Genomic DNA, 22,945 nt, shown 5'->3' with positions numbered 1-22,945 from the left:
TACTGATTTTTACGATGGTCTCTGAAATGTTTTTCAAGAGAATAAATATTTGACCGCAATCCAGAGGACACCTACACCAGCAGCAAATTGCAGGATTTTGACAAACCACTTAACGTATTTCCACGATTGCCGCTCTCTTTCATCAGCGGCAGCGATGGCCGGATTCTCGTTCTTTTTATTGGTTTTTGTTTTTGAATTAAAGTTCAACCAGATTGAGATTACAATTGCTGTTGCGGTAATGAGCTTAATTATCAATTGTTTATCCATTAACGTGCATCCTTTTAATTAGCTTAACTTAATTTTTTGATTGATAATTTCATTCTTAAATTATTGAAATTTTCTTGCTTATACGACCCACTCCAAGCGTCTTCACATAGATTGTTGTTATCTACTTACGTTCCTGGCACGAGGCGGCCATTAGCTTCCTCCAATAAGATGCTGACAAATCTTATGTGCATCCCAGTTAGGTTGGGGATCTTGTTTAAATTCGCTGAACACCTGCGCTGGGGTGGTATCCGCGTTAATAGGATAATCCGCTGGGACTTCACGGACACCATAGTTCACGGCAAAGTAATAACGTTTACCTGGCTGGGAGAGGATAGGGATCCACTGCACACCTGTATAGGTTGTATAACTGGTCATCGTCAGAACGGGGTCTTTGGCATTGTAGAGCTGCTGTATAGCAATCAGTTTGCCCGGCGGTACTTTTTGCACTATGAGCTTTTTACTCATATTCCACATATTAGGGCTTAGTTGAAAGCGCTCGATGCGATCATAACATTCGCCTTTTTTCTCGTAGAACAAGATATAAAGCATCCCTCTTTGCTCTTCCCTCTGTTGTATCACCAGTGTAGCGGCATCTTTACCGCTATATGGTTTATAGTTCAGCGGCAGCAATGCTGAACAGCCTGAGAGCAAGAAGCTTGATGCCAAGACTGCTAAAGTCAGTTTGATATTCAAAGATCACACCCTGTTGATTTAATTCTTTTAAGCCCGAGTGTATTAACGGCAGCCTCCCTGAATACTTGATTTTTTAGAATGAAAGTACAGCCAGCCGATGGAACGCAGTTACGCGCGGCAGTCGTCGCGTAATTAACCATCTGATATTAAGACTTTTGGCACTTAGCGGCTCTCAGGACGTGAACGGTCTGCTTAGAACGAACAGGGGGAGTGCAATGCGCAAAAGCGCGCTCATACTTAAAGCACTTCCCTTATCGTAATGTGGTAGCCTTCAAGCAACAAACTATTTTTAGCAGGAGGAAGTATGCACGGACCAGATCCATCCAATACACATCCAATGGAGGGATTCCCACAGGTTTGCTTCATCAAAAATACGATAAAAAACCCTAACATCATCGTTGGTGATTTTACTTATTACGATGATCCAGAGGACTCGGAAAACTTCGAGCGTAACGTTCTCTATCATTTTCCTTTTATAGGAGACAAGCTGATCATCGGTAAGTTTTGCGCCATCGCTAAAGGCGTTCAATTCATAATGAATGGGGCAAATCATAAACTTTCTGGCTTCTCTACTTTCCCGTTTTATATTTTCGGGAACGGATGGGAAAACGCCATGCCACAAGCCGGTGATTTACCCTACAAAGGCGACACTGTGATTGGCAACGATGTATGGATCGGCTTTGACGCTCTGATTATGCCAGGTGTGAAAATCGGTAATGGCGCGATCATTTCATCACGTTCGGTCGTCACCTCCGATGTGCCTGCCTATACGATTGTGGGTGGCAACCCTGCAAAAATTATTAAGAAACGCTTCCCAGATGAAACTATATCGACACTGGAAAAGCTGGCGTGGTGGAACTGGCCTGTTGAAAAGATCACCAAAAATATCATGGCAATAATGTCGAATGATATTGAAAAATTGCGTAATTAACGGTCCGTCTCTGCGGGACTACTGAAGAGTCACAGTCTGACAACCTGATTGACAAGGACTCAACGTTAATGGTTGTATGATACAACTAAATTTGAGAGTGATAGCTGATGAGTCCAGAATCCATGCTTGTTGAAAATATTCGTGTAGCTTCGCGTCAGATGGTGCGGGAGTTGGGTTTCATGAACCACACTCTGGCTGGCACTCAGTATTCTCCCTCCGTTGTGCATACTTTGCTTGAAATCGAATCCCGTGGATTAATGTCAGCGGCTCAACTGGTTCAGATTTTGGAGCTTGAGAAATCCAGTGTCAGCCGCATGTTGTCCAAACTCGTGAATATTGGTGAACTTGAAGAAAAACCTTCACCTGAGGATGCCAGAACCAAGCTGCTGGGGCTGACTGAGCTGGGGCGGGAAACGGTGCGAAAAATCAATGAATTCAGCAATGAACGGGTATTGGGTGCGTTAAAGAAACTGGACCCTATTCGGCAACAAGCCGTTTCTACTGGGCTCATTTCCTATGCTGGTGCACTCAAAGCCTGCCGCGAAAACAGTAACGTTCAATCTTCGGACGGCTGCGAAATCGTTACGGGTTATCTGCCCGGAATGATTGGCCGTATCACAGAAATGCACGGCACTTATTATGCCAGAGAGCATCAGTTTACCTCTGTGTTTGAAAGTAAGGTTGCAGCTGGACTGGCCGACTTTTCAACGCGTTTGGAATTCCCATCTAACCAGATTTGGTTGGCGGTGATGAATGAACGCATTGTGGGATCGGTGGCCATCGACGGGCAAGATCTCGGGGATAATCAGGCACATCTGCGCTGGTTTATTCTGGACGAGGGTTGCCGTAGCACTGGAGTGGGCAAAAAATTAATTTCCGAAGCAATGCAGTTTTGTCATGAAAGAAAATTTTCCGCTGTTCAGCTGTGGACGTTCAACAAACTGACCGCTGCGCGACGTCTTTATGAATCATTCGGATTTGAACTAACCAAAGAGTGGCAGGGTGATCAGTGGGGCAGTCTGGTCACAGAGCAACAGTTCACATGCATGTTGTGATACTAAATTTAAAAAGTCACTCATGCTGTTCGCTTCTGCCACAACGCATATCACGCTGGCGTCCTGAAGAGATTACGACTCATCTACCGCAACTGGCTATCCTTGCTGCCACGGCGGTTATACCCGCTGTGGCTGGCTTCTTGTTTATCTAACGCACTTTGGCACTTCACGCAGTAACGCACCCCAGGCAACGCGCTGCGACGCGCTTCGGGAATCGGTTCCCCGCACTCGTCGCAATACTCTGCACTTTCGCCGTGGTTGAGGTGACTCCTGGCGCGCGCAATCGCATCATCCACGGTCGCATCAATCTGCTTTTGCACTGCACCATCTTCAGACCAGCCGCCTGCCATAACCCCTCCTGATATTCATCGACTGGTCAAAGTATAGTTCAGTAGCTATCAGGCACGATCATGCTCTCAGGCACCGGATGACGGGCATAATTTTCATGATGAATGCGGGAAGGTAATGAAATCTGCTCGCCTTCTGCGGCTTCATACGGCACCTGTTGCAGTAGGTGAGAAATGCAGTTCAGACGCGCTTTCTTCTTATCAACGCCTTGTACCACCCACCATGGCGCCTCAGAAATGTTGGTGCGCTCCAGCATCATCTCTTTGGCGGCGGTGTAATCCTCCCAGCGGCGGCGGCTTTCCAAATCCATCGGACTCAGCTTCCACTGCTTCAGCGGGTCATGGATGCGGCTAAGGAAGCGCATTTCCTGCTCTTCATCGGTGATGGAGATCCAGTATTTCACGATCTGAATGCCGCTGCGCACCAGCATGCGTTCAAACTCTGGCGTACTGTGGAAGAATTCCTCGTACTCCGCATCGCTGCAAAATCCCATCACCTTTTCGACGCCCGCGCGGTTGTACCAGCTACGGTCGAACAAGACGATCTCGCCCGCTGACGGCAGATGAGAGACGTAACGTTGAAAATACCACTGCGTGCGCTCACGTTCATTTGGCGCGGGCAGTGCCGCCACGCGGCAATAGCGCGGATTGAGTCGCTGCATGATACGTTTAATCACGCCGCCTTTGCCTGCCGCGTCGCGGCCTTCAAAAATCACCACCAGTCGATGGCCGGTGCGAATCACCCAGTTTTGCAGCTTCACCAATTCGCCCTGAAGATGCAGTAACTCCATAAAATAGCGGCGACGCCACGCCATCTCCTGCGGATCGTTATTGGCCGCCAGACCAAAATCCGCTAACTCCATCTCCAGCGATTCGTCATAGCTGTCATAGAATTCCTGTAAAAAGCGCGCATCAAACATATTGTTGTTATTCATTTCATGTGCAGACATCGTCTTATCCCTGTCGAAGCGAGCGTTACAGTGAAGTCATGATCCAGTAGAGGGCGGCAGAGAGCAGCGCGGCGGCAGGCAAGGTGAGCACCCAGGCCAAGACCATATTGCGCAGCGTACCGAACTGTAAGCCGCTGCGATTGGCGGCCATGGTGCCCGCAATCCCTGAAGAGAGCACGTGTGTGGTTGAGACCGGAAGACCAAAGGCATCCGCTGCGCCAATGGTGCCCATCGCCACCATCTGCGCACTGATGCCTTGCGCATAGTTGAGCTGGCTTTTGCCGATCTTCTCACCCAGCGTGGTGACAATGCGACGCCAGCCCACCATGGTGCCTAATCCCAAAGCCAGTGCCACCGCGACTTTGACCCAGGTCGGGATAAATTGCGTTGCACCGTTCAGTGCGGTTTTCAGCGCCTGCAGATTTTGCTGGGTGGCAGCCGGTAAAATCAGCGAGTGATCGGCTTGCAGACGTTTGATGGTTTCAGCTGCCAGATACATCTCATTACGCACGGCAGGTTTCTGATCGGCGGGGATTGTCTGCAACGCGCCATATTGCTTCAGCGTGGCGCCGATGTTGCCACTGACCTGAGCCAGCGCGGCGACCACCGTCGTATCGCGTTGGCCAGTGCGCAGATAAGTCGCTAATACATCATTAGGCTGAGCAGGAGTGGGTGTGTTGCTGAACTGCAGCAGTTGTGACTGGCTGCTTTCGGTCAGTGTGATCAGATGTGGAATATCGGACTGGGGCACGGAACGATTGAGAGAGTAGGTTACGGGCAGGGCAGCCACCAGAATCAGCATTATCAGCCCCATGCCTTTTTGGCCATCATTCGAGCCATGTGCAAAAGAGACGCCAGTGCAGGACAGCACCATCAAACCGCGAATCCACATCGGCGGCGCACCTTCATCTTTGCTGGTGGCATACAACTCAGGTTTTTTCACCACGCGCTTCATCAACACCAGCAACAGAGCAGCACAGACGAAGCCGACAATCGGTGACAGGATCAGCGCATTGCCGATGTTTAATGCCTGTCCCCAGTTTACGCCGCTCATAGCGCTGCGTCCGTGCATCACGGCATTGGCGATGCCCACGCCAATAATGGAACCAATTAAGGTGTGCGATGAGGAGGCGGGCAGGCTCAACCACCAGGTGGCGAGGTTCCAGATTATCGCCGAGAACAGCAGGGCGTAGATCATTACAAAGCTTTCGCTGCTGCCGGACTGCATAATGAGTTCAATTGGCAACAGAGAGATGATGCCGAAGGCCACTGCGCCCGAGGAGCACAACACGCCGAGGAAATTGAAAATTCCTGACCACACCACCGCCACAGTCGGGGAAAGTGAACGGGTATAGATGACGGTGGCAACGGCGTTGGCCGTGTCGTGGAAACCATTGACGAACTCGAAACCTAATGCCGCTAATAAGGCAAAACCAAGCAGCATTAATGGCAGTGCACTGCTAAACGTAACCCCGGTTTGCTGGATATCTCCGACTAATTGCGTTCCTGCAAAGAGAATACCGGCGAGTAAAACCACGCCAAACAGGAAAAGCGGTTTTTTGCTATTTTTTGCAGGGAGTTGAATCGCGGAAGACAAAGGTGTAGCAGCAACATGTAAAGTTTGAGGCGTAACGTAATCGCTCATTAGTGAAAATTTCCTATAGATCGCTAAAGCGGCACAAGCACAACGATTTGTGCGGCTAACATATAGAAAATTTATGAAAGTTTTATGACAGAACTGTCAAAATTTAGTCATATAAATGAAATTTTTGGGATGCAATAAAATCGATACTTGTTTATTTTTTCATTTAAAACAATTACTTGCTTGGTGTTTTTGCAGTGGTGGATTCGCCAGTTTGAGTTTTATTTCTGCCATAAATTTGTCACATTAGGATTTGACTGATTACTATAGATTACATTTTCAGCAGGAGACCATTACCGTGCTAATGAGATCTAAGCTTGAAGACCCTGCGTTAATGTTGGCGTTAACTTATAGAACCAGACGACTATTTGTGGCGTCTTTTTAACTCATCAAACAACCATTCTTTGCTGATGGGGCCGGAACTTAACTTCTGAATCATGGCATTATCCGCATAGTTAAGTAGCCATTCTCCGAGTTCCGCCATGCCCGCTTCATAAGAGCCGTGCACCTCAACAAACTTTTCCGACAAAATCAGTAGCTCCATGCGCAGCGCGTTACTGCGGGTCATGAACTCCAGATAGCCTTCGCGATCGGTTTCATAATCGGGGATCTTCGACAGCACAATGACCTCTTCTTCCTGAATGGTGGCCTGCCAGTGTAAACCGCTCTGTCCTTTATGTGCAGAATAATCATGCTGAACAAGTGAATATTTAATTGTTGCGGTTCGCTTATCCGATAATTTTCTTAATCGCTTTAAGAGTATTGCGGGGCATTTAATATCAAGCCCATTCCTCCATAGCATAGCGGTTATGCGGCTGGACGTATTTCTGCCGGGTATGGGCCTGTTTATGCTTCTCCCATCATTCAATGAGAGAGCGACAAATGAACACACTATTTACGCCTATTACTGCCGGACAATTACGTCTTCAGCATCGTGTCGTGATGGCACCGACAACCCGTATGCGCAGTGAAAATGGCGGCGTGCCGGGTCAGTTGATGGTTGAGTATTATCGACAGCGCACCAGTCCCGGTGGGTTGCTGATTGCGGAAGCCACCGCGATTTCGCCCCATGCGAATGCCTATGCCGATGCGCCGGGCATTTTCAATGACGCTCAACAGGCGGGATGGAAGCAGGTGGTTGATGCGGTGCATAAGCAGGGCGGTCAGATAGTGCTGCAATTGTGGCACCCAGGGCGTCAGTCATTGCCAGAACTGTCAGAAGGTTACCAGCCGGTTGCACCTTCGGCTTTGACTGCGCGAGAGACCTACGGCGTGGGCAAGAATGCCGATGGTATTTATGAAGGAAAGTTGTTCCCTGAACCACGTGAATTGCAAGAAGAAGAAATTCCACAACTTATTGAAGCGTATCGACAGGCTGCGATAAGGGCAAAGTCGGCGGGTTTTGATGGAGTTGAACTGCATGCTGCTAACGGGTATTTACCGGAACAATTTCTGCTGGATGGCAGCAATAAACGTCAGGACAGCTGGGGTGGAAGCCTGGCTAATCGGGCGCGCTTTTTACTGGAGGTGGTGGCAGCTCTGACGGAAGTGCATGGGCCGGGACGGGTTGGCGTCCGGATTTCTCCAAGTGGCATTTATGGTGATATGCATGATAGTGACCCGGCAGCGACGTTCAGCTATTTGGCCGACAAGCTCAATGATATGGCGCTGGCGTATCTGCACATTATTGAGCCGCGCATTGTCGGACCGGAAGACAGGGAAGGCGGGCATTATGAGGAACCGGTAGCCAGCCGACATCTGCGCGAGTTTTACCATGGCACCCTTATCGCGGCGGGAGGCTTTAAACCTGAGGCGGGGGAGAAAATGCTTGAAGCGGATGAGGCAGACTTGATCGCATTTGGTCGTTTGTTTACCTCGAATCCCGATTTACCTGCAAGGATCCAACATGGCTATCCGTTAGCTCACTATCAGCGTGACGCACTTTTCGGTGGAGATGCTAAAGGCTATACGGATTTTCCTGCCTATGCGCAGTAGCAACGCGAGTTAATCCTTAGAAGAGCGGCCGTCTGGCCGCTTTTGCTTCGATCAATAAACGCCCGCCTCAATCACCTTTCTCCAGGCTCTAAAATCACTATCAAGCCAGTGCGGTTCCGCACTGGCTTATACGTCTTAAATCTGAGAAACCCCTACAGAAGCACCGCCATCAACATACAGTGTTTGTCCGGTCATAAAGCCCGCGTCCTCAGATAACAGGAACTGGATAGTGGCGGCAATCTCCTCCGGTTTGCCAAAACGCTTCATGGGTACGCTATCCAGATAACGTTGTTCACCCTCACTGCCTGGTGCGTTGCTAGCTCGAAACAGTTCTGTCTCTGTCGGGCCGGGGGCAACAGCGTTTACGGTAATCCCCTGAGTCGCCAGTTCCAGCGCCCAGCTACGTGTAAAGCTGATCAAAGCTGCCTTTGCAGCAGCATAGGACGTGCGCTGCGGAACGCCGAGGACCGTCAGGCTAGCAATATTGATGACTCTTCCCCAGCCACGGGCTTGCATACCGGGTAAGGCGGTTTGCACTGCTAACAGGGCAGGATGCAAGTTGACGCGTAATACTTCATCCAGCGTTGCCGTCGAGACTTCGGGTAACCATTGCGGACGTACTAAACCGACATTGTTAATGATGCCATCTACATCGAACTCCGCATTGATTTGCTCCAGCTTCTGTTTTGTTGCGAGCGTATCTGCGAGGTCGAGTGAGACAAAATGTCCCGGGAAGCTTTGCTCAGGCTGATGTCGTGCAATACCGATCACGAGATGGCCTGCATCAGTCAGACGCTGGGATAAAGCCAGGCCAATCCCTTTGCTGGCACCGGTAATCAAAAATGTTCTTTGCGGTTGCATATTTTACTCCTGCGTTGAACGACAAAAACCGGCGCAGATGTCTGCGCCGGAGAGGATAAAACGGTTAAAGGTGATTTATGAGGCTGAAGCTGCTTGCAGAGCGACATCGGCTGCACTAATGCCTTCCAATGCCAGGCCGTACCCCGCACCTTCATCAATGATGCGCCGCAGTTTTTGCGTCAGCGCGATGCGTGTATAGCGGCTGGTGAGTGGAGGTAACGCCGCGAGCGATTCTGCCAGCTCATGAGCCCGTGTCAGCAAGGTATCGCGTGGCAGAATTTCATTCACCACACCCCAACCTTTGGCGGTTTCAGCGTCCAATTCCTGACGCGTTAACAGGAAATAGCGGCCACGAATGCTACCGATGACTTCTGGCCACAACAGGTTCACGCCATCCCCTGGGACGATGCCAAAGTCGAAATGGGGTTTGTCCTGGAAAACAGTATCGGGCGTGGCCAACACGATGTCCGCCAGCAAAGCGTATTCCGAGTGCAGACGCACCGGTCCGTTTAAAGCAGCGATGACCGGCACTTCAATATCCAGCAGATTCATCAGAACTTTTTTGCCTTCGCGGAAAATTTTGTCGTAACCGCGCGGCGTGAAGAAATCAAAACCTTCCGGACTGATGTTCTCCATAAAAGCCTCTCCAGCGCCAGTCAGAATCACCACGCGATTATCGGGATCGGAGCCAATTTGATGAAACAGTTCAACAAACTCTTCGTGGGTATGCCCATTGAACAACAGTGAGCCGCCATGAGTATGAAACATCACTTCCAATACACCGGTAGGCGAGCGGGTAAGGCGTGCGTTGTTAAAGCTGTGACGATAGTTTTCGAAGCGAGACATAGTGATTTCCTTTTGAATGATTAGTTTTCGATTAAGGCATTTAATTTGGTAATGGCACACATGACCGCAGGGCGCGCAGAGACGGCGGCATACCAGCGGCTGAGGTTGGGCAGCGTTTCAAAGCTGACGCCAGCGAACTCGCGTCGCCACATCCAGCCGAAATGCGCAATATCCGCGATGGTGTATTCATCCCCTGCTAGCCACGCCGTTTTTTCTAATTGACGTTCCAGCAGGCTGGTGACTCGATTGGCTTCAGTGCTAAAGCGCTGCTGCGCCAATGGTTGAGGTTCACTCGTCAGGCGGGTAAAAAATCCGGCTTGTCCATAAGCGGGGCTTAGCCCTGAGGCGTGGAAGAAAAGCTGCTCAAACACTCTGGCGCGAGTCAGTCCGTTTGCAGGCAACAAACTCCCGTGCTTTTCGGCCAGGTAAACCAAAATGGCAGCAGACTCACTTAGCACTGCACCGTTGTCGCTATCCACCAGCACCGGCACTTTGCCGTTCGGATTTAACTCTAAGAAATCTGCTTCCTGCTGTTCACCCTGGCGGATGTTTACGGCACGCAGGTGCCATGGTTGTGCGAGCTCTTCCAGCAAGATGGCGGGTTTAATACTGTTTGGAGTAGCAAAGGCATAAAGTTCGTACATCATCCGGCTCCTTAGTGACTGTTTAGCTGGGCAGTGACGTTTGCCCGCTGTTGTTGATAAGGAGTATCTGCTAAGGTCGGTGGGTAATGGCAGAGGGCCAAAAACCATAATTGCTATTCCCAGGAGGAATGCCATGGATCGCTTTCAGGCGATGCAGATGTATGTGCAGGTAGTTGATGCGGGGTCGTTTTCGGCAGCAGCGCGCATTTTGGATATCGGGCAACCGGCGGTATCAAAGACTATCGCCCAGTTGGAAAAGCATCTGGATGTACGTTTACTGCTGCGCACCACGCATGGACTCACGCCCACTGAAGCAGGGCTGCGATTTTATGAGCGTGTACGCATTACGCTGCAGCAGGCAGATGAAGCGGAGATGGCGGCGCGAGGTGCGGACAAAGGGCTTACCGGTATTCTGCGCGTGGCGGCAGCTCCGACTTTTGCCCGATTACATGTGATTCCACATCTTGCCCAATTTATGGAGCAGCACCCGCAACTCAAGGTGGACATTCGGCTCGACGATCGCCCCATCGATCTGATTGCCGAAGGGATCGACATTTGCCTGCGCATGGGCACATTGCAGGATTCCGGCGCGGTGGCGCGCAAAATTGCCACCTCACGACGTTCTGTATTGGCCACCACCGACTATCTGACGCGCCATGGTTATCCGCAGCATCCCCATGACCTCAGCCAGCATGAAGCGCTGATTTTTAGCCAACTCAATGATACCTGGCAGTTTAAGCGCGCAGCTGATGTCGAAAATGTTGTCCTGAACGGGCGACTTCATCTCAGTGCAGCGGAGGGGATTCGTACTGCCGTGCTGGCGCATATGGGCATCACGGTGGCATCAGATTGGATGTTTTCCCAGGAGATAGCTGACGGTAGCGTCGAGCGTCTGGTCAGCGATTGGGCTTTGCCAGATATTGACCTGTGGGCCGTTTTTCCTGGTGGACGCATGGCGACGGCAAAAGCACGTCAGTTTGCCGCATTTGTTGAACGCGTCATGACTGACTAATCCAGATTCTCCGCCGTCACAATGCGCAGCTCAACGCGGCCGTCCTGATACAGATCGGGTTCAAAGCCTTGTTCCAGATGTCTTATCAACAGGTCAGTGGCCAGTACGGCATGCTGGCGAGCATTTTGATCCAGCGTGTAGGAGAGCGCGCCACTTTGCAGCAGATCTTTCGTCACATCATACAATTCGTGGGTGATGTAGCAGCAGCGGCCCAGCAACTGGTGTTGCTGCAATACAGCACTGATATCGCTGTTGTTGTCGCCAGAGTTATACAGACCGACCACATTACTTGATTGCTGTAACGTGTGATTTAACAGCGTTCGGATTTTGTGCCGTTCATCTTCCCCCGCCAATACTTCTCGCAACTGTAGCCAGGGCGCGCGTTGGGTGATGGCATCACGAAATCCTGAAATACGTTGAATATGTGCGCTGAAATCAAAACGTCCGCTGACCATAATGATATCACCCTTGTGGGGCATGGTTTGGCTCATTAATAAGCCGGCGGTACGTCCTGCCTGATATTGATTTATTCCAACATGGCAGAATCGATGTGAATTGGGTAAGTCTGAAACCAGCGAAACCACTGGCACACCTTTATCTTTACACCAGGATAAGGCTTCATGAATAACAGGATAGTCATGCCCATAAACAATAATACCGTCGCGCAACTCACCGCTTTTTTTTATCTTTTCCGCCAGTTTTTCCGGTGGATTTTCCGTCACCAGTGTACGAAATAATTTTATTTTACGATAACCCAGTCGATCGGCAATGTTGGCAAATTCATCGGCTAACTGCTGAAAAAACCAGGTGCCATTACTGCTGAGGAAAACTTCAATCTGCCAGGGATGCTGCGTGTCATCCGGCAGTAAACGCTGCAAACCAGCCTGACGCGCGGCGCGCAGCACTTTGCGTACCGTTTCCGGACGAACCCCGCCACGCTCATTCAGCACCCGGTCAACCGTGGCGATCCCAACCCCGGCCAGTTCGGCCACTTTAATCAGGGTGAGTTTTTTCATTTGTTTCTGAGCCCCAGTAAAATTCATGTTTACTATTTCAACTACGCAGAGTGCGCATCAGGTCACAGCCTGGCGTCTATTTTCGCCGTATTATGCGCAACGTTTCGTGACTGGCAAGATGTTAAATGTTGCGAGACGAAACCACACTCTACATCGTCCAGTCCGGCTTATTAAAAACTTCAATGATGGGAAACCATCAACAAAAACCTTTCAAAGCGCAGGGGGAGTCATTACTCTTTACTGCGTTGTTAATATTTAATTAATTACGTGATTTGAATGTAAAAACTTACCTCAGTATTTATCTAATAAAAGCCCACCGGGCAGCGTCATTATTTATCCAATAAACCTTATTTATATGGCTCAATGCCAGGCACAAATACGTCTGTTATTTGACCTGGTTTGCAATGTGAAAGCAGGGAAAACATGAAACGCAGAGAATTTCTCACTTCCATCACCGCATTGGGAGTGGCTTCCACGATCCCGACATTGGCGCAGGCCGATGAGGTGAAGGGTGGCCAACCCTGGGAACCTGGCAAAATCCAAACGCCGCCCGCACCGCCGAGAAAAGGGGGGCTGCAATATCTCACTCAGCATGAATTTGACACGGTAGGTGCCATCGCTGAGCGATTTATCCCCGCCGATGAAACCAGTCTCAGTGGCAAAGAGGCAGGGTGCGCCATCTTTATCGACCGCCAACTCGCGGGTGATTACGGAAACGCAGTGGCGATCTATCGCCTTGGCAAATTCGTGAAGGGCACGCCAGAGCAGGGACCGCAATCCTCGCTCACTCCGGCGCAACGTTATCGCTTAGGGATTGCAGCACTGGATAAGGCTATCCAGCAGCAGTTCGGCAAAAACTTCCTCGCACTGAGTGGCGATCAGCAGGATCAGTTTCTGACGGCGATGGAAAATAACCGCCTCGATCTGGGGGAAGAGGTCGAAACCAAAGTGTTCTTTGAACTGTTGCTGCAGAACGTGCGTGAGGGCTTCCTGTCTGACCCGATTTATGGGGGGAACAAAGACATGACCAGCTGGAAAATGATTGGCTTCCCTGGCGCTCGCTACGACTTCCGCGATCTGCTGCCTAAAAAAGGACGGAAGCTCAACATCATTCCTACCAGCCTGATTGATAACACCCTGTAATTTTTTTGCTGAGCAATAAACTATGAATAACGTCCGTCCAAAAGCTGATGTCGCCATCGTCGGCCTGGGCTGGTGCGGCTCTTTGATCGCCGAAGAGCTGACCCGCGCAGGTCTGAATGTCGTTGCCATTGAACGTGGCCCGTGGTTTGAAACCGCGACAGATTTTCCCCCCTCGGTCGATACCGATGAACTGCGCTGGGATACGCGCCGCAGTATGCTGCTGCCGCCCGCCATCGAAACCACCACTTTCCGTAATAACAGCACGCAAACGGCCCTGCCAACTCGCGAGTGGAACCTGAATGAGCTGGGTTACAACGTGGGAGGCTCGGGCACCCACTGGGCTGGGATGGCATGGCGTTTTACGCCGTTCGATTTCGAGCCTTATAGCCAGACCGTGAAGCGTTATGGAAAACAGCAGATTGCCAAAGGGGTGATTCTGCAAGACTGGGGTGTGACTTACGACGAGCTGGAACCGTTTTACGATCGCTTTGAAAAGATCGCCGGCGTGTCAGGCAAGGCCGGTAAGCTGAACGGCGAAGTCATTGAAGGCGGCAACCCTTATGAGGGCAACCGCTCAAGCGAATACCCTTTGCCAGCGCTGGAGAGTATGCGTCTAACGGATATTTTTGCCGAAGGCGCGAAGAAGATCGGTTTGAAACCCTTCATGGTTCCCGCTGGCCAGGCGTCACGCGCTTATGTTAACCCACTGGGTGTGCGCATGGGGCCTTGCACCTATTGCGGCTACTGCCTGTATTACGGCTGCGGTAACTTCTCAAAATCCAGCCCTAACGCCTGTGTCATCCCAGCGTTAATGCAACGTGAGAACTTCACGGTGTTAACGGACTCCGCAGTGGTTCGCGTCAATAAAGCGGAAGACGGTAAAACCGCCACCGGCGTGACCTATCTCGATAAGAACAAGAAAGAGTGGGTACAGCCCGCAGACATCGTGATCTTATCCGCCTTCCAGATGCAAAACGTGCGTCTGCTGCTGCTCTCCAAAATTGGGGTGCCTTACAACCCGGTGACCAAAACCGGCGTGGTAGGGCGTGCCTACAGCTTCCAGACGGTATCGGGTGCAGCGATCCACTTCAAAGATGAAAATCTGAATCAGTATATCGGTGCCGGAGCCCTTTCTTCGCAGGTGGACGACTGGAACGGCGATAACTTTGACCATACCGGTCTGGGCTTTATTGGTGGCGCAGGGATTCTGGTCGTGGCGCGTGGCGCGCGTCCTATCGGCAACGCCGATGCACTGCCGCCGGGCTCGCCACGCTGGGGTAAAGAGTGGAAGAAGGCTTATACCCACGCGTTCCAGAACACCACCTTCATTTTCGGCCAGGGCACCAGCTTCTCGCACGAAGATTACTATCTTGACCTTGATCCTGAGTACAAGGATGACAACGGCAATGCACTGCTGCGTGTCACCTTCGACTACAACGATAACGATCGCCGTTCAGCGAAATTTATCGAAGAGAAAAGCGTCGAGATCGGTAAGGCGATGGGCGCGGAAATCGTCATCGGCACCAACTCTGCTTCGGGTGCTTACTCGCCGTATAACTTTGCCAGCGACCACACCATTGGCGGTGCGGTGATGGGCAACGATCCGAAAACGTCGGTGCTCAACCGTTATCAGCAGTGTTGGGATGCGCACAACGTGTTTGTGCTGGGGGCATCTTCCTTCCCAAACAACGCGGGTTATAACCCAACAGGCACCATTGGCGCGCTGAGTCTGTGGACGGCGAAAGCCATTATTGAACAGTACCTGAAAAACCCAGGTCCGTTGGTGAAGGTGTGAGATGAAGAAAACCAAACTCATTGCGGGCGTAGCGGTGATTGCTGCGGCTGTGGCAGCGGGCATGCTGTGGATGAACGGCGATACCTCCGCGGATGATGTCGCCAGCAACAACATACTCACCAGCCAACCGCCAACGGCGGCAGACAGTGCCGCGATTGAACGCGGACGTTATGTGGCGATTGCCAGTGACTGCACGGCTTGTCATACCATGCCAGAAAGCAAACTGCCGCTGGCCGGGGGCTACTCCATCAGCACGCCGTTTGGCGGTATTTACGCGAGCAACATCACGCCGGATAGCGAAACCGGTATTGGCAACTGGACGGAGCGTGATTTCTTCCGCGCAGTCCGTCACGGTAAGGGTAAAGAAGGGGAGCACCTTTATCCTGCGATGCCCTACAACGCTTATGTGAAGCTGACGGATCAGGACATGCACGACCTGTGGATGTACCTGCGCTCGGTTAAGCCAATTCACTATCAGGTGCCGGAAACCAACCTGGGCTTCCCGTATAACATTCGTCTGGCGATGATGGGCTGGAACCTGCTGTTTTTCCGCAATGCAGGTTTCCAGCCAGACAGCAGTAAAAGTGCTGAATGGAACCGAGGCGCTTATCTGGTGGAAGGGCCAGAACACTGTGCCGCCTGCCACACGGCTAAGAACCTGATTGGCGGTGACAGCAGTGATTATCTGCAAGGCGGTAATCTGGGTGAATGGCATGCCCCCGACATCACACCGAACCCGCACACCGGTATCGGAAGTTGGTCTGAGCAACAGGTGGTGGATTACCTCAAGCTCGGCAGTAACCATGTGGCGGTCGCGTCTGGCCCGATGGCGGAAGCTGTGACTAACTCCACACAACACTTAACCGACGCTGACTTGCGCGCGATTGCGGTGTATCTCAAGCAGGTTCCTGCCTCAACCACAACGTTGCCGCAGCCGTTGTCGATGGACAATGGGCAAATGAAGATGGGTGAAAATGTCTATTCCGCCAACTGCACGGCCTGCCATAACAGCGACGGCAAAGGAATTCCCAACCTCGCAGCGAGCCTGGCAAATAACCCTGGCCTGTTAGCGGATGATGCCTCTTCCATTATCACGACGGTGCTGCAAGGGGGGCGCGGCGCGGTTACTGCAGGTAATCCAACTAGCGGTGCCATGCCTTCGTTTGCCTGGAAGCTTTCGGATGAGCAAGTGGCAGCCGTGGCAACCTACCTGCGTAACAGCTGGGGAAATGCGGCAAGACCGGTAACGTCAGATGAGGTGGCAGACAAGCGAGCCCTGCTGCACCTGCCTCCGCAGATGGCCGCGCATTAATCAGGTCTGAATCACAGGCCGTCCGCAAGGGCGGCCTGAATCCTTTCGCCAAAACTCCTCCATAATTCTTCCCCAAAATGATGTTTTACATTCTGGGAAAATTTGCCTCTAGTTCTGGTAAAGCACGAGCGTTTTCCACCCTGTATCGGCGAGGAATTGATCAGGACTTCTTATGCCATTTATCGTCGCGGCCTTTTTCGTAGGAGTGCTTGACTGCAGACCAGGCCACTTTATGTGACACTTCCTCCTGAGAGCTGTCATCCTGACGGTCCTTTTTGTCCTTATACTCATCCCAGGCACTGTTAAATGCTGCCAGATAAATATCCTGCGCATGAGCAGGGAGGACATGCCTGACGCTGTCTGGTAGGGAATCTCGTGATTTATACGGCATTGTTGGCCTCCTTTGATTTGAGACTTAAGCCTGGTTCACTTGTGACAATTTTCAACGTTTATTTAAGTGAATGAGGTTATATAAAATTCACTTCAGAATATTGCTTAGGATTCAGATTGTTGACGCCACAATCATCATTTTTCGGCACGTTGAGAATTTATAAGTTGATTATTTCTATCCAACTCAAGTACAGGGGGTTCAGACAAGTTAGCACATGCACTAATGACACTACGGATAGAAGACTTCCGTCTGGATTAGAAATGATTAAATTTAATCGCAAGAAGATACAGATTTGTCCTGAAAAAGGACTTCGGGTTTACAGCATTGAATTTCCTGCCAGGCTGAATGATTAAACGTAAATATGAGGTTAGAAAATGAAAAACTACACGCTGTCAGCCGCAGTCTTATCCGTCATCCTTTGTGGTGTTTGTTCTTTTGGAGCTTACGCTGGAGTATTTGGATAAAGTGATGAGCCAGCGGTGTTATCTTTTCACTTGCTGGCCGAAGTAGCTGCAAATCCGTCTGTACATAAACCGAAACGAGGATTTTATTGTTTAACTACCCCTTTGAAAAGATTCCTTAACTTAAACCTTAAGGGGGATAGAACTTACTCGCTTGCCGCCATGTGATTTTAATGCACAGGGCGGCATGGGGTTTAGCGAGAGGATCTGATCATCGAAACAGTATTTTCTCACCGTAATGTGTCAGAGAGGTCGTTCACCGACCAGAACGGTAGGAGGCTGAGTACGTCTGCCAATGCGTCCGAATACAGCAGCCAGCACACCCTCAATGATCAATACGAAGAAGGTGAACCAGCTGGCTCTGGCGGTTGCAGCGGCGGCTTTCTCTGCGGCTTCACGGGCTTTCTGCTCAGCCTGCTGTTTCAGTTGCTGAAACTGTGCCACGGCTTTTTGATAACTCTCAACCGTCTGGTTAACGATTTGCTCAGCTTCCTGATCACTCTTACCTGTCCGGGCTTTGATGATGTTTTTGAGCGCATCCCGGTCGGCAGCCTGAAGGGTGTCTGAATGGCGATTAATGACGCCGCGTATCCAGTTCACGATATCGCTATCCGCATTCTGCGGATTCTGAGCCGTTTGTTTAGCCTGATCTTGTGCGCTATTTGCCTCACTGTTCATATCCTGCTGAAGCTTATCCGGCTGAAGTTCAGGCTTACCTGTCTGACGGAGGGTGGCCTGTAACTCATTCTGGAGCGAATCTAAATTAATATTATTCTCCTGAAGTTTCTCTTTGGCCATGTTCCCGACAGACTGGGCAACGGCAGAAACACCACTGCCTATTGCACTTGCTCCGGCACCCAGGATATTAAATGCGCCTCCGATAATCCCTGTTGCCAATGAAAATGCCAGCCAGAGGGTGATCAGTGTACTGACGCCAAACATCAGTAAACCGTGGAGTGCGCCCTCGCGTTGTGCCAGCCTGCCAGCGACGTAACCGCCGGCAATGATGGCGATAAGCATACTGACACCCGTCCATATCAGCGCGCCGGTCCCTATATGTTCAAGTGGATTGCTTTCCTGTTGAGGGTCAATGACAGAAGCTCCTATCGCAGTGCCGAGTAATCCTAATAAAATATGAACAATAAGCGCGGCGATAACACCCGCAAATACCGCGCTCCATGAAATACGTTTTAGCGGAAGGCCACTATAAGAATCTGTGACGATTGCACCATCATTTACCCAGGGCTCAGACATGATATTTCTCCGGTAATTTATGATAATTATCCGACATCACGAAACAGACGTTATGATTTAGCTTAGTCACTAAATAAAAAGCCCACCAAATTTATTTTGGGATTAAGCTACATTAAACGAGACGGTTAATAATCTTGTGTGGCGCATCAAACCAAAATCTCGCCGAAGCGGGATACTTAGAGCGTGAATTTCTTTTCCTTAACGACTCTTAAAATAAAAATTGAGCTCACCTTTACAAGGCGGCTCATCACAATGCTGTTTACAATTTCTGTGATGAATTTCGCCATGGATACATAAAGGGTTGTTAAATCCTGCATTAGTATCAGATGACTTTTTGGATTTAGGTGTCTGTTATTTTTCCCTCCTTCATTTTCTTTTGCTTAGCGCCAGCCGTCTGGCTTGTGTTTTATGCCATGGCGACCAGACTTGTTAGGTTAACCGGACCCCAAACGCTTAGCGTTTTTAACCGCAAGGAGAGATATATGGGTAAGAAAATAGCTGTCCTGATCACCGATGAATTCGAAGATTCAGAGTTCACCTCACCCGCTGATGCCTATGCCAAAGCCGGCCACGAAGTCGTGACCATTGAGATGCAGGCGGGGAAGGTTGTGAAAGGTAAACAGGGTAATGCGGAAGTCAAAATCGACAGGGACATCGAACACGTTACCCCTGCAGAGTTTGATGCCTTACTTTTGCCTGGCGGTCACTCACCTGACTCACTGCGCGGTGATGATCGTTTCGTGAATTTCACCAAAGAGTTTGTTGCCAGTGGCAAACCGGTGTTTGCCATCTGCCATGGTCCTCAGTTGCTTATCAGTGCAAATGGTGTGCGCGGCCGCAAGATGACCAGTGTAAAAGCCATCGCTATTGATCTGCGTAATGCAGGTGCTGACTTTTATGACAAAGAAGTCGTTGTGGATGACGATAAACTGGTCACCAGCCGTACGCCGGATGATCTACCTGCGTTCAATCGGGAAGCGCTGCGCATTTTGAATGCTGCATGAGTTATAAGCTGCTCTTGTGCGCGCGAAACGATAATCACATATGGCGGTCGTTTCGCGCTGCTTAATAGGCTTCAATATCCCATACGAATAACTTATGAGACCTTTAGCTTATACCCGGATTTCAGAGCTGTGAATCAACGTACCTTGTTGATGGCTTTCGTTCCACCCAAACTCTGAATAAGGGCATTCATTCAGGATATTTTCAATGACTTGCCTGACATAAGTAACCGTATCTTCAGGAATGTCATGAAGAGGACGCCAGACAATTTCAGCATGCTTGTCAGGATCGGCAAGATAGGGTGTCCCTCGCCACTTTGTGCAGAGAACGAACTGACCGATCCAGGAACGCCTGCTCTGGCTTAACTCGTTGCCTGCCAAATTAACGCTGAATGATGAGATTAATTAGTGCATCCCGCTGGCAGGTCCAGTCATTCATAAAGAGGATAATTAAGTAAGCAGCCTGAATGTTAGTTGATTTATATTCTAAAAATCATCATGCGGTGATGGTTTGGTGTATCGCTTATTTCACAATATTTATAACGCTGTCCTGGCCTTGATGAAAAGCATTAAACAGCTTATTTTTGAGAACGATACTCATTGATTATCCATATAAGCGTAGGTTAAGTTCATTGCCCGGAAAAAAAATAGATTCAGCGATCAGTATTCAATCAGCATCAGCATTTAGTGCGGCATAACGATGACAACCGCGCGCTGGGTATAATGTGTTATAACGAGGGCAGGGACGATGGAAACACAATGCAGGCATTGCCAGGCTCAACTCAGCAAGGATGAATATTTCTGGTTCGATGACGCCTGTCTTCATTGTGAGAGATTCATGCAGGTCACGTCAGAAGAGCGCAACCTGTCCGTCAAATCTCCGCTGTATATCTTCTATGCAATGCATTTTCACACCCGCCGCCTGCGTCATAAATTTTCTGCCTGTTTACGTAACAGCAATATACTCTGAACTGCCAGAGGCAAAGTGTGGCGGGATAATTTTGTCCACTTCAGGGCTATAGTGTTAGGGGTGATAAAGGCTATTCAGTACAGGCACTGTTTTCCCGAAAGCCGGCTTTACAGGATGGTTTCTCCTGCATGTCATTTTTGAATCAGTATCATCCAGTAAGTCTTGGTCAGTTCCTCAGTGTCTGGCGGTAACTGCCCGGATTTTAACGAGGATAAGGCTGTTGTATCCGCCTGTTCAATCACCTGTGAAATTTGCCAGCCGGCTGCCGCAAGAGTGGGGATGGTTCCCGATATAGTACTGCTACAAACAAATGAGGTGTCATCAGAAAGCGCGGCATCTTTATGTGATTGCGATATCGCCTGTGATCGGCATATGTGAGCTTCGTTTGCGAGGGCCGGGACTGATAATAGCCCCAGAAGAAACATTGAGGCAGGGGTTAGCATCTTCACTAAGTGTATTTCCTTAAAGAGGCCGCGGCCATTTGTCCTGCGCGGGTAGCGTGCGGGTTGAGTTTTAAAGAAAATCTTCGCAGTGCGTAATGAAGCATAGCCCTGAATAGCAAATTCCATGTACTCATAGATTCAAAATGCAGTGAGAAAGACACGATCATTAATGAATTTTTTTTTCCTGACGACCGTTTATCGATGCCCGTCCTGAGCAACCGGGATAGGTTCCACTGCTGCCCGTTCACAGGGAAATGTGCAAGGGGCATGATGTTCAGAGGTGACGGTGGTTTATGAGTAGTTAGTTTAAATCTCTCCCGAAACGCCGAACCAACTGGTTACAGCGTTTGAGGATGTTATGACAGATTCACACCCCGGAGACCAGACCAGCATCGTTCCGCTGAACGTGTGACTAAAACAGAAGGCTCCAGGCTAAAATTGCCCACCAGCGTCGCGACCCGATCGGTTAAGCTTCGAATGCTATCCGTACCCACATAAACGAACTCATTGGCGGGTAAGGCATACGTTCGCCCTTTTTCACATACCACGCTTCGGGAAAAACCATTCTCCAGCATGGTGTAAAACAGTTCAATCTGCTTACTGGCCGTCGGCTCTTTAAGCTCGACCCGGATTGTATAACTAGCCATAAGTGCACCTCACTTAAGTTAAAAATTAAGTTTACTTAATATTTTAAGTGGATGCCCTGGATTTGCTGCTTTAGGATAATTCCCAGGGGAGTCGAATGACATGCTGGTATTCGTAACCCCCTGAAAAAAAATTAATTTACTGATTTAAACTTAATTCACAGACACCAGTAAATTTAATCCAGAGACCAGATATACGCTTCGTTTTCAACAGGGAACAGTTCTGGAATGCATTCATAAATTCAGTTTGCTCTACTTCAGGGCAGCAAGTATTAATCGGTACATCGTTATTTCAATGTTCCGCATCTGGTTCAGGGCCATTTTATATTAAAAAAATCTACCAATCGCACTGAATAACCGCAGCGCTAATTAACATTCACAAAAACTTCATCAGGGTCAGCATGCTGCTATATAAGGGGTTAGCAGTGCTCCCGTTTATTCCGGATAGCCTGGAAGTGGATGGAAAACTTTATCTTTGCTAATATTTTAATGAGTGCAGCAATGGTGTATTCAGAAATATCGATTTTCCCTGGTGTTGGTCATAAAGTATGACGCCCGCTTCGGCGGGATTTTTTTCTTTAAACCCTGCACGTTTCATCTTCACGAATTCCCCCCCTCAGCCCCTGGCGTTTAACTTGCTGGGTGAAGTACCGACATGATGCTTGGAGCGAGAGGCGTTCTGGCTACAGTAAATACCCGATGTTTATCGGTTATGAGTGTGAGGTAAAAAATACCCGCTCTGGGCGGGCGTAATTCGTTACAGAGAGTATTCTCCCTGCTGATTCCGACAGGGATGTGTCGAAATCGTTCAGAAAAAACATTCGTAATGCTGGAGTTAGGAACAGGCTGACCAGTCCGGCAGTTTGTTGGCTGGATAATAATGAGCGAGTTACACCAGTGTTCAGTGGGCGCTGGACTTGGAAAAGACATTAATGATCAGCACGCCGATACAAATAAACGCCATGCCTATTATCGCGGGAAGATCGAGTTTCTGCCCGCTTACGAGCCATCCGACGAGACTGATAAGCACAATGCCGGCGCCGGACCAGATTGCATAGGCAACGCCAGTGGGAATGTGTGCAAGCGTTTGTGAGAGCATATAGAACGCAGCAAAGTAGCAGATCAGAGTGGCAAGGGAAGGCCACAAGCGGGTGAACCCTTCGGAATATTTCATAAATGTGGTGCCAATGACCTCGGCCACAATGGTAATTCCCAGAAACAAATACGTATTCATTTCATTCTCTTAGACAGAATATTAAATGATCAGTCTAA

Annotated in this window: 23 protein-coding genes; 8 read left to right on the top strand and 15 right to left on the bottom strand. The window is 49.7% G+C overall.

All coding sequences use genetic code 11. The annotated features are described in order from the left end of the window. Positions 1–33: 33 nt before the first annotated feature. Complete coding sequence (locus FD744_RS00540; protein ID WP_160866880.1) at positions 34–267, bottom strand: hypothetical protein; 234 nt, start codon at positions 265–267, stop codon at positions 34–36. A gap of 150 nt (positions 268–417) precedes the next feature. Further along, positions 418–960, bottom strand: a complete 543-nt coding sequence (locus FD744_RS00535; RefSeq protein WP_160866879.1) for a hypothetical protein — start codon at positions 958–960, stop codon at positions 418–420. Positions 961–1,264: 304 nt separating this feature from the next. On the opposite strand from FD744_RS00535, the gene FD744_RS00530 reads away from it, so the two are divergent. Together FD744_RS00530 and FD744_RS00525 are read left to right on the top strand one after the other, a co-directional pair. Beyond that, positions 1,265–1,891, top strand: coding sequence for a Vat family streptogramin A O-acetyltransferase (locus FD744_RS00530; RefSeq protein WP_160866878.1), 627 nt, complete (start codon positions 1,265–1,267; stop codon positions 1,889–1,891). A 107-nt stretch (positions 1,892–1,998) separates the two neighbouring features. Beyond that, a complete protein-coding gene (locus FD744_RS00525) occupies positions 1,999–2,946 on the top strand; it encodes a helix-turn-helix domain-containing GNAT family N-acetyltransferase (protein ID WP_160866877.1) in 948 nt (315 codons plus the stop codon). 83 nt (positions 2,947–3,029) lie between these two features. Here FD744_RS00525 and FD744_RS00520 read toward each other — a convergent pair whose 3' ends face one another. The 4 genes from FD744_RS00520 to FD744_RS00505 all read right to left on the bottom strand — a co-directional run bounded on the left by FD744_RS00520 (position 3,030) and on the right by FD744_RS00505 (position 6,687). Beyond that, a complete protein-coding gene (locus tag FD744_RS00520; RefSeq protein ID WP_160866876.1) occupies positions 3,030–3,296 on the bottom strand; it encodes a DksA/TraR family C4-type zinc finger protein in 267 nt (88 codons plus the stop codon). 38 nt (positions 3,297–3,334) lie between these two features. After that, the gene (gene ppk2 / locus FD744_RS00515; RefSeq protein ID WP_034822586.1) at positions 3,335–4,243 is read right to left on the bottom strand and encodes a polyphosphate kinase 2; all 909 of its coding nucleotides are present in this window, start codon (positions 4,241–4,243) and stop codon (positions 3,335–3,337) included. A 25-nt stretch (positions 4,244–4,268) separates the two neighbouring features. After that, positions 4,269–5,888: an inorganic phosphate transporter gene (locus FD744_RS00510; protein ID WP_160866875.1), complete on the bottom strand. Its 1,620-nt coding sequence runs from the start codon at positions 5,886–5,888 to the stop codon at positions 4,269–4,271. Between the two features lie 361 nt (positions 5,889–6,249). Next, the gene (locus FD744_RS00505) at positions 6,250–6,687 is read right to left on the bottom strand and encodes a hypothetical protein (protein WP_160866874.1); all 438 of its coding nucleotides are present in this window, start codon (positions 6,685–6,687) and stop codon (positions 6,250–6,252) included. Positions 6,688–6,767: 80 nt separating this feature from the next. On the opposite strand from FD744_RS00505, the gene FD744_RS00500 reads away from it, so the two are divergent. Then, positions 6,768–7,880 carry an alkene reductase gene (locus tag FD744_RS00500; RefSeq protein WP_160866873.1) on the top strand — a complete coding sequence of 371 codons (1,113 nt, stop codon included), beginning with the start codon at positions 6,768–6,770 and terminating at the stop codon, positions 7,878–7,880. Between the two features lie 135 nt (positions 7,881–8,015). On the opposite strand, the gene FD744_RS00495 is transcribed toward FD744_RS00500, so the two are convergent. The 3 genes from FD744_RS00495 to FD744_RS00485 form a co-directional block, all read right to left on the bottom strand. Further along, complete coding sequence (locus tag FD744_RS00495) at positions 8,016–8,741, bottom strand: SDR family oxidoreductase (RefSeq protein WP_160866872.1); 726 nt, start codon at positions 8,739–8,741, stop codon at positions 8,016–8,018. Positions 8,742–8,816: 75 nt separating this feature from the next. Continuing rightward, positions 8,817–9,587: an enoyl-CoA hydratase/isomerase family protein gene (locus FD744_RS00490; RefSeq protein ID WP_160866871.1), complete on the bottom strand. Its 771-nt coding sequence runs from the start codon at positions 9,585–9,587 to the stop codon at positions 8,817–8,819. A gap of 20 nt (positions 9,588–9,607) precedes the next feature. Continuing rightward, on the bottom strand, positions 9,608–10,234 hold the full coding sequence (locus FD744_RS00485) for a glutathione S-transferase family protein (RefSeq protein WP_236699742.1): 627 nt from the start codon (positions 10,232–10,234) through the stop codon (positions 9,608–9,610). Between the two features lie 130 nt (positions 10,235–10,364). Here FD744_RS00485 and FD744_RS00480 point away from each other — a divergent pair, with 130 nt between their 5' ends. Beyond that, the gene (locus tag FD744_RS00480) at positions 10,365–11,243 is read left to right on the top strand and encodes a LysR family transcriptional regulator (protein WP_160866870.1); all 879 of its coding nucleotides are present in this window, start codon (positions 10,365–10,367) and stop codon (positions 11,241–11,243) included. Here FD744_RS00480 and FD744_RS00475 read toward each other — a convergent pair. Next, entirely contained in the window at positions 11,240–12,259 is a 1,020-nt protein-coding gene (locus FD744_RS00475; RefSeq protein ID WP_160866869.1) for a LacI family DNA-binding transcriptional regulator, read from the bottom strand. The genes FD744_RS00480 and FD744_RS00475 overlap by 4 nt on opposite strands. 423 nt (positions 12,260–12,682) lie before the next feature. Here FD744_RS00475 and FD744_RS00470 point away from each other — a divergent pair, with 423 nt between their 5' ends. Genes FD744_RS00470 through FD744_RS00460 form a run of 3 tightly spaced genes read left to right on the top strand, consistent with a single transcriptional unit; the run spans position 12,683 to position 16,509 of the window. After that, positions 12,683–13,402 carry a gluconate 2-dehydrogenase subunit 3 family protein gene (locus FD744_RS00470; RefSeq protein ID WP_160866868.1) on the top strand — a complete coding sequence of 240 codons (720 nt, stop codon included), beginning with the start codon at positions 12,683–12,685 and terminating at the stop codon, positions 13,400–13,402. Between the two features lie 22 nt (positions 13,403–13,424). Then, on the top strand, positions 13,425–15,197 hold the full coding sequence (locus FD744_RS00465) for a GMC family oxidoreductase (RefSeq protein ID WP_160866867.1): 1,773 nt from the start codon (positions 13,425–13,427) through the stop codon (positions 15,195–15,197). A 1-nt stretch (position 15,198) separates the two neighbouring features. Next, positions 15,199–16,509, top strand: a complete 1,311-nt coding sequence (locus FD744_RS00460) for a cytochrome c (RefSeq protein ID WP_160866866.1) — start codon at positions 15,199–15,201, stop codon at positions 16,507–16,509. Between the two features lie 160 nt (positions 16,510–16,669). On the opposite strand, the gene chaB is transcribed toward FD744_RS00460, so the two are convergent. Both chaB and FD744_RS00450 read right to left on the bottom strand, forming a co-directional pair. Continuing rightward, positions 16,670–16,900 carry a putative cation transport regulator ChaB gene (gene chaB, locus FD744_RS00455; RefSeq protein WP_160866865.1) on the bottom strand — a complete coding sequence of 77 codons (231 nt, stop codon included), beginning with the start codon at positions 16,898–16,900 and terminating at the stop codon, positions 16,670–16,672. Positions 16,901–17,604: 704 nt separating this feature from the next. Then, positions 17,605–18,615: a TIGR04086 family membrane protein gene (locus FD744_RS00450; protein WP_160866864.1), complete on the bottom strand. Its 1,011-nt coding sequence runs from the start codon at positions 18,613–18,615 to the stop codon at positions 17,605–17,607. 482 nt (positions 18,616–19,097) lie between these two features. On the opposite strand from FD744_RS00450, the gene FD744_RS00445 reads away from it, so the two are divergent. Beyond that, the gene (locus tag FD744_RS00445) at positions 19,098–19,619 is read left to right on the top strand and encodes a type 1 glutamine amidotransferase domain-containing protein (RefSeq protein WP_160866863.1); all 522 of its coding nucleotides are present in this window, start codon (positions 19,098–19,100) and stop codon (positions 19,617–19,619) included. 1,098 nt (positions 19,620–20,717) lie between these two features. On the opposite strand, the gene FD744_RS25290 is transcribed toward FD744_RS00445, so the two are convergent. The 3 genes from FD744_RS25290 to FD744_RS00430 all read right to left on the bottom strand — a co-directional run bounded on the left by FD744_RS25290 (position 20,718) and on the right by FD744_RS00430 (position 22,907). Next, positions 20,718–21,155 carry a hypothetical protein gene (locus FD744_RS25290; RefSeq protein ID WP_202403351.1) on the bottom strand — a complete coding sequence of 146 codons (438 nt, stop codon included), beginning with the start codon at positions 21,153–21,155 and terminating at the stop codon, positions 20,718–20,720. Between the two features lie 230 nt (positions 21,156–21,385). After that, positions 21,386–21,676, bottom strand: coding sequence for a hypothetical protein (locus FD744_RS00435; protein WP_160866862.1), 291 nt, complete (start codon positions 21,674–21,676; stop codon positions 21,386–21,388). Between the two features lie 898 nt (positions 21,677–22,574). After that, entirely contained in the window at positions 22,575–22,907 is a 333-nt protein-coding gene (locus tag FD744_RS00430) for an EmrE family multidrug efflux SMR transporter (RefSeq protein ID WP_160866861.1), read from the bottom strand. Positions 22,908–22,945 lie beyond the last annotated feature (38 nt).

This window comes from Pantoea sp. Taur (assembly GCF_009830025.1).
Classification (GTDB): domain Bacteria; phylum Pseudomonadota; class Gammaproteobacteria; order Enterobacterales; family Enterobacteriaceae; genus Pantoea; species Pantoea communis.
This window is presented reverse-complemented; position numbering and strand designations above follow the sequence as displayed.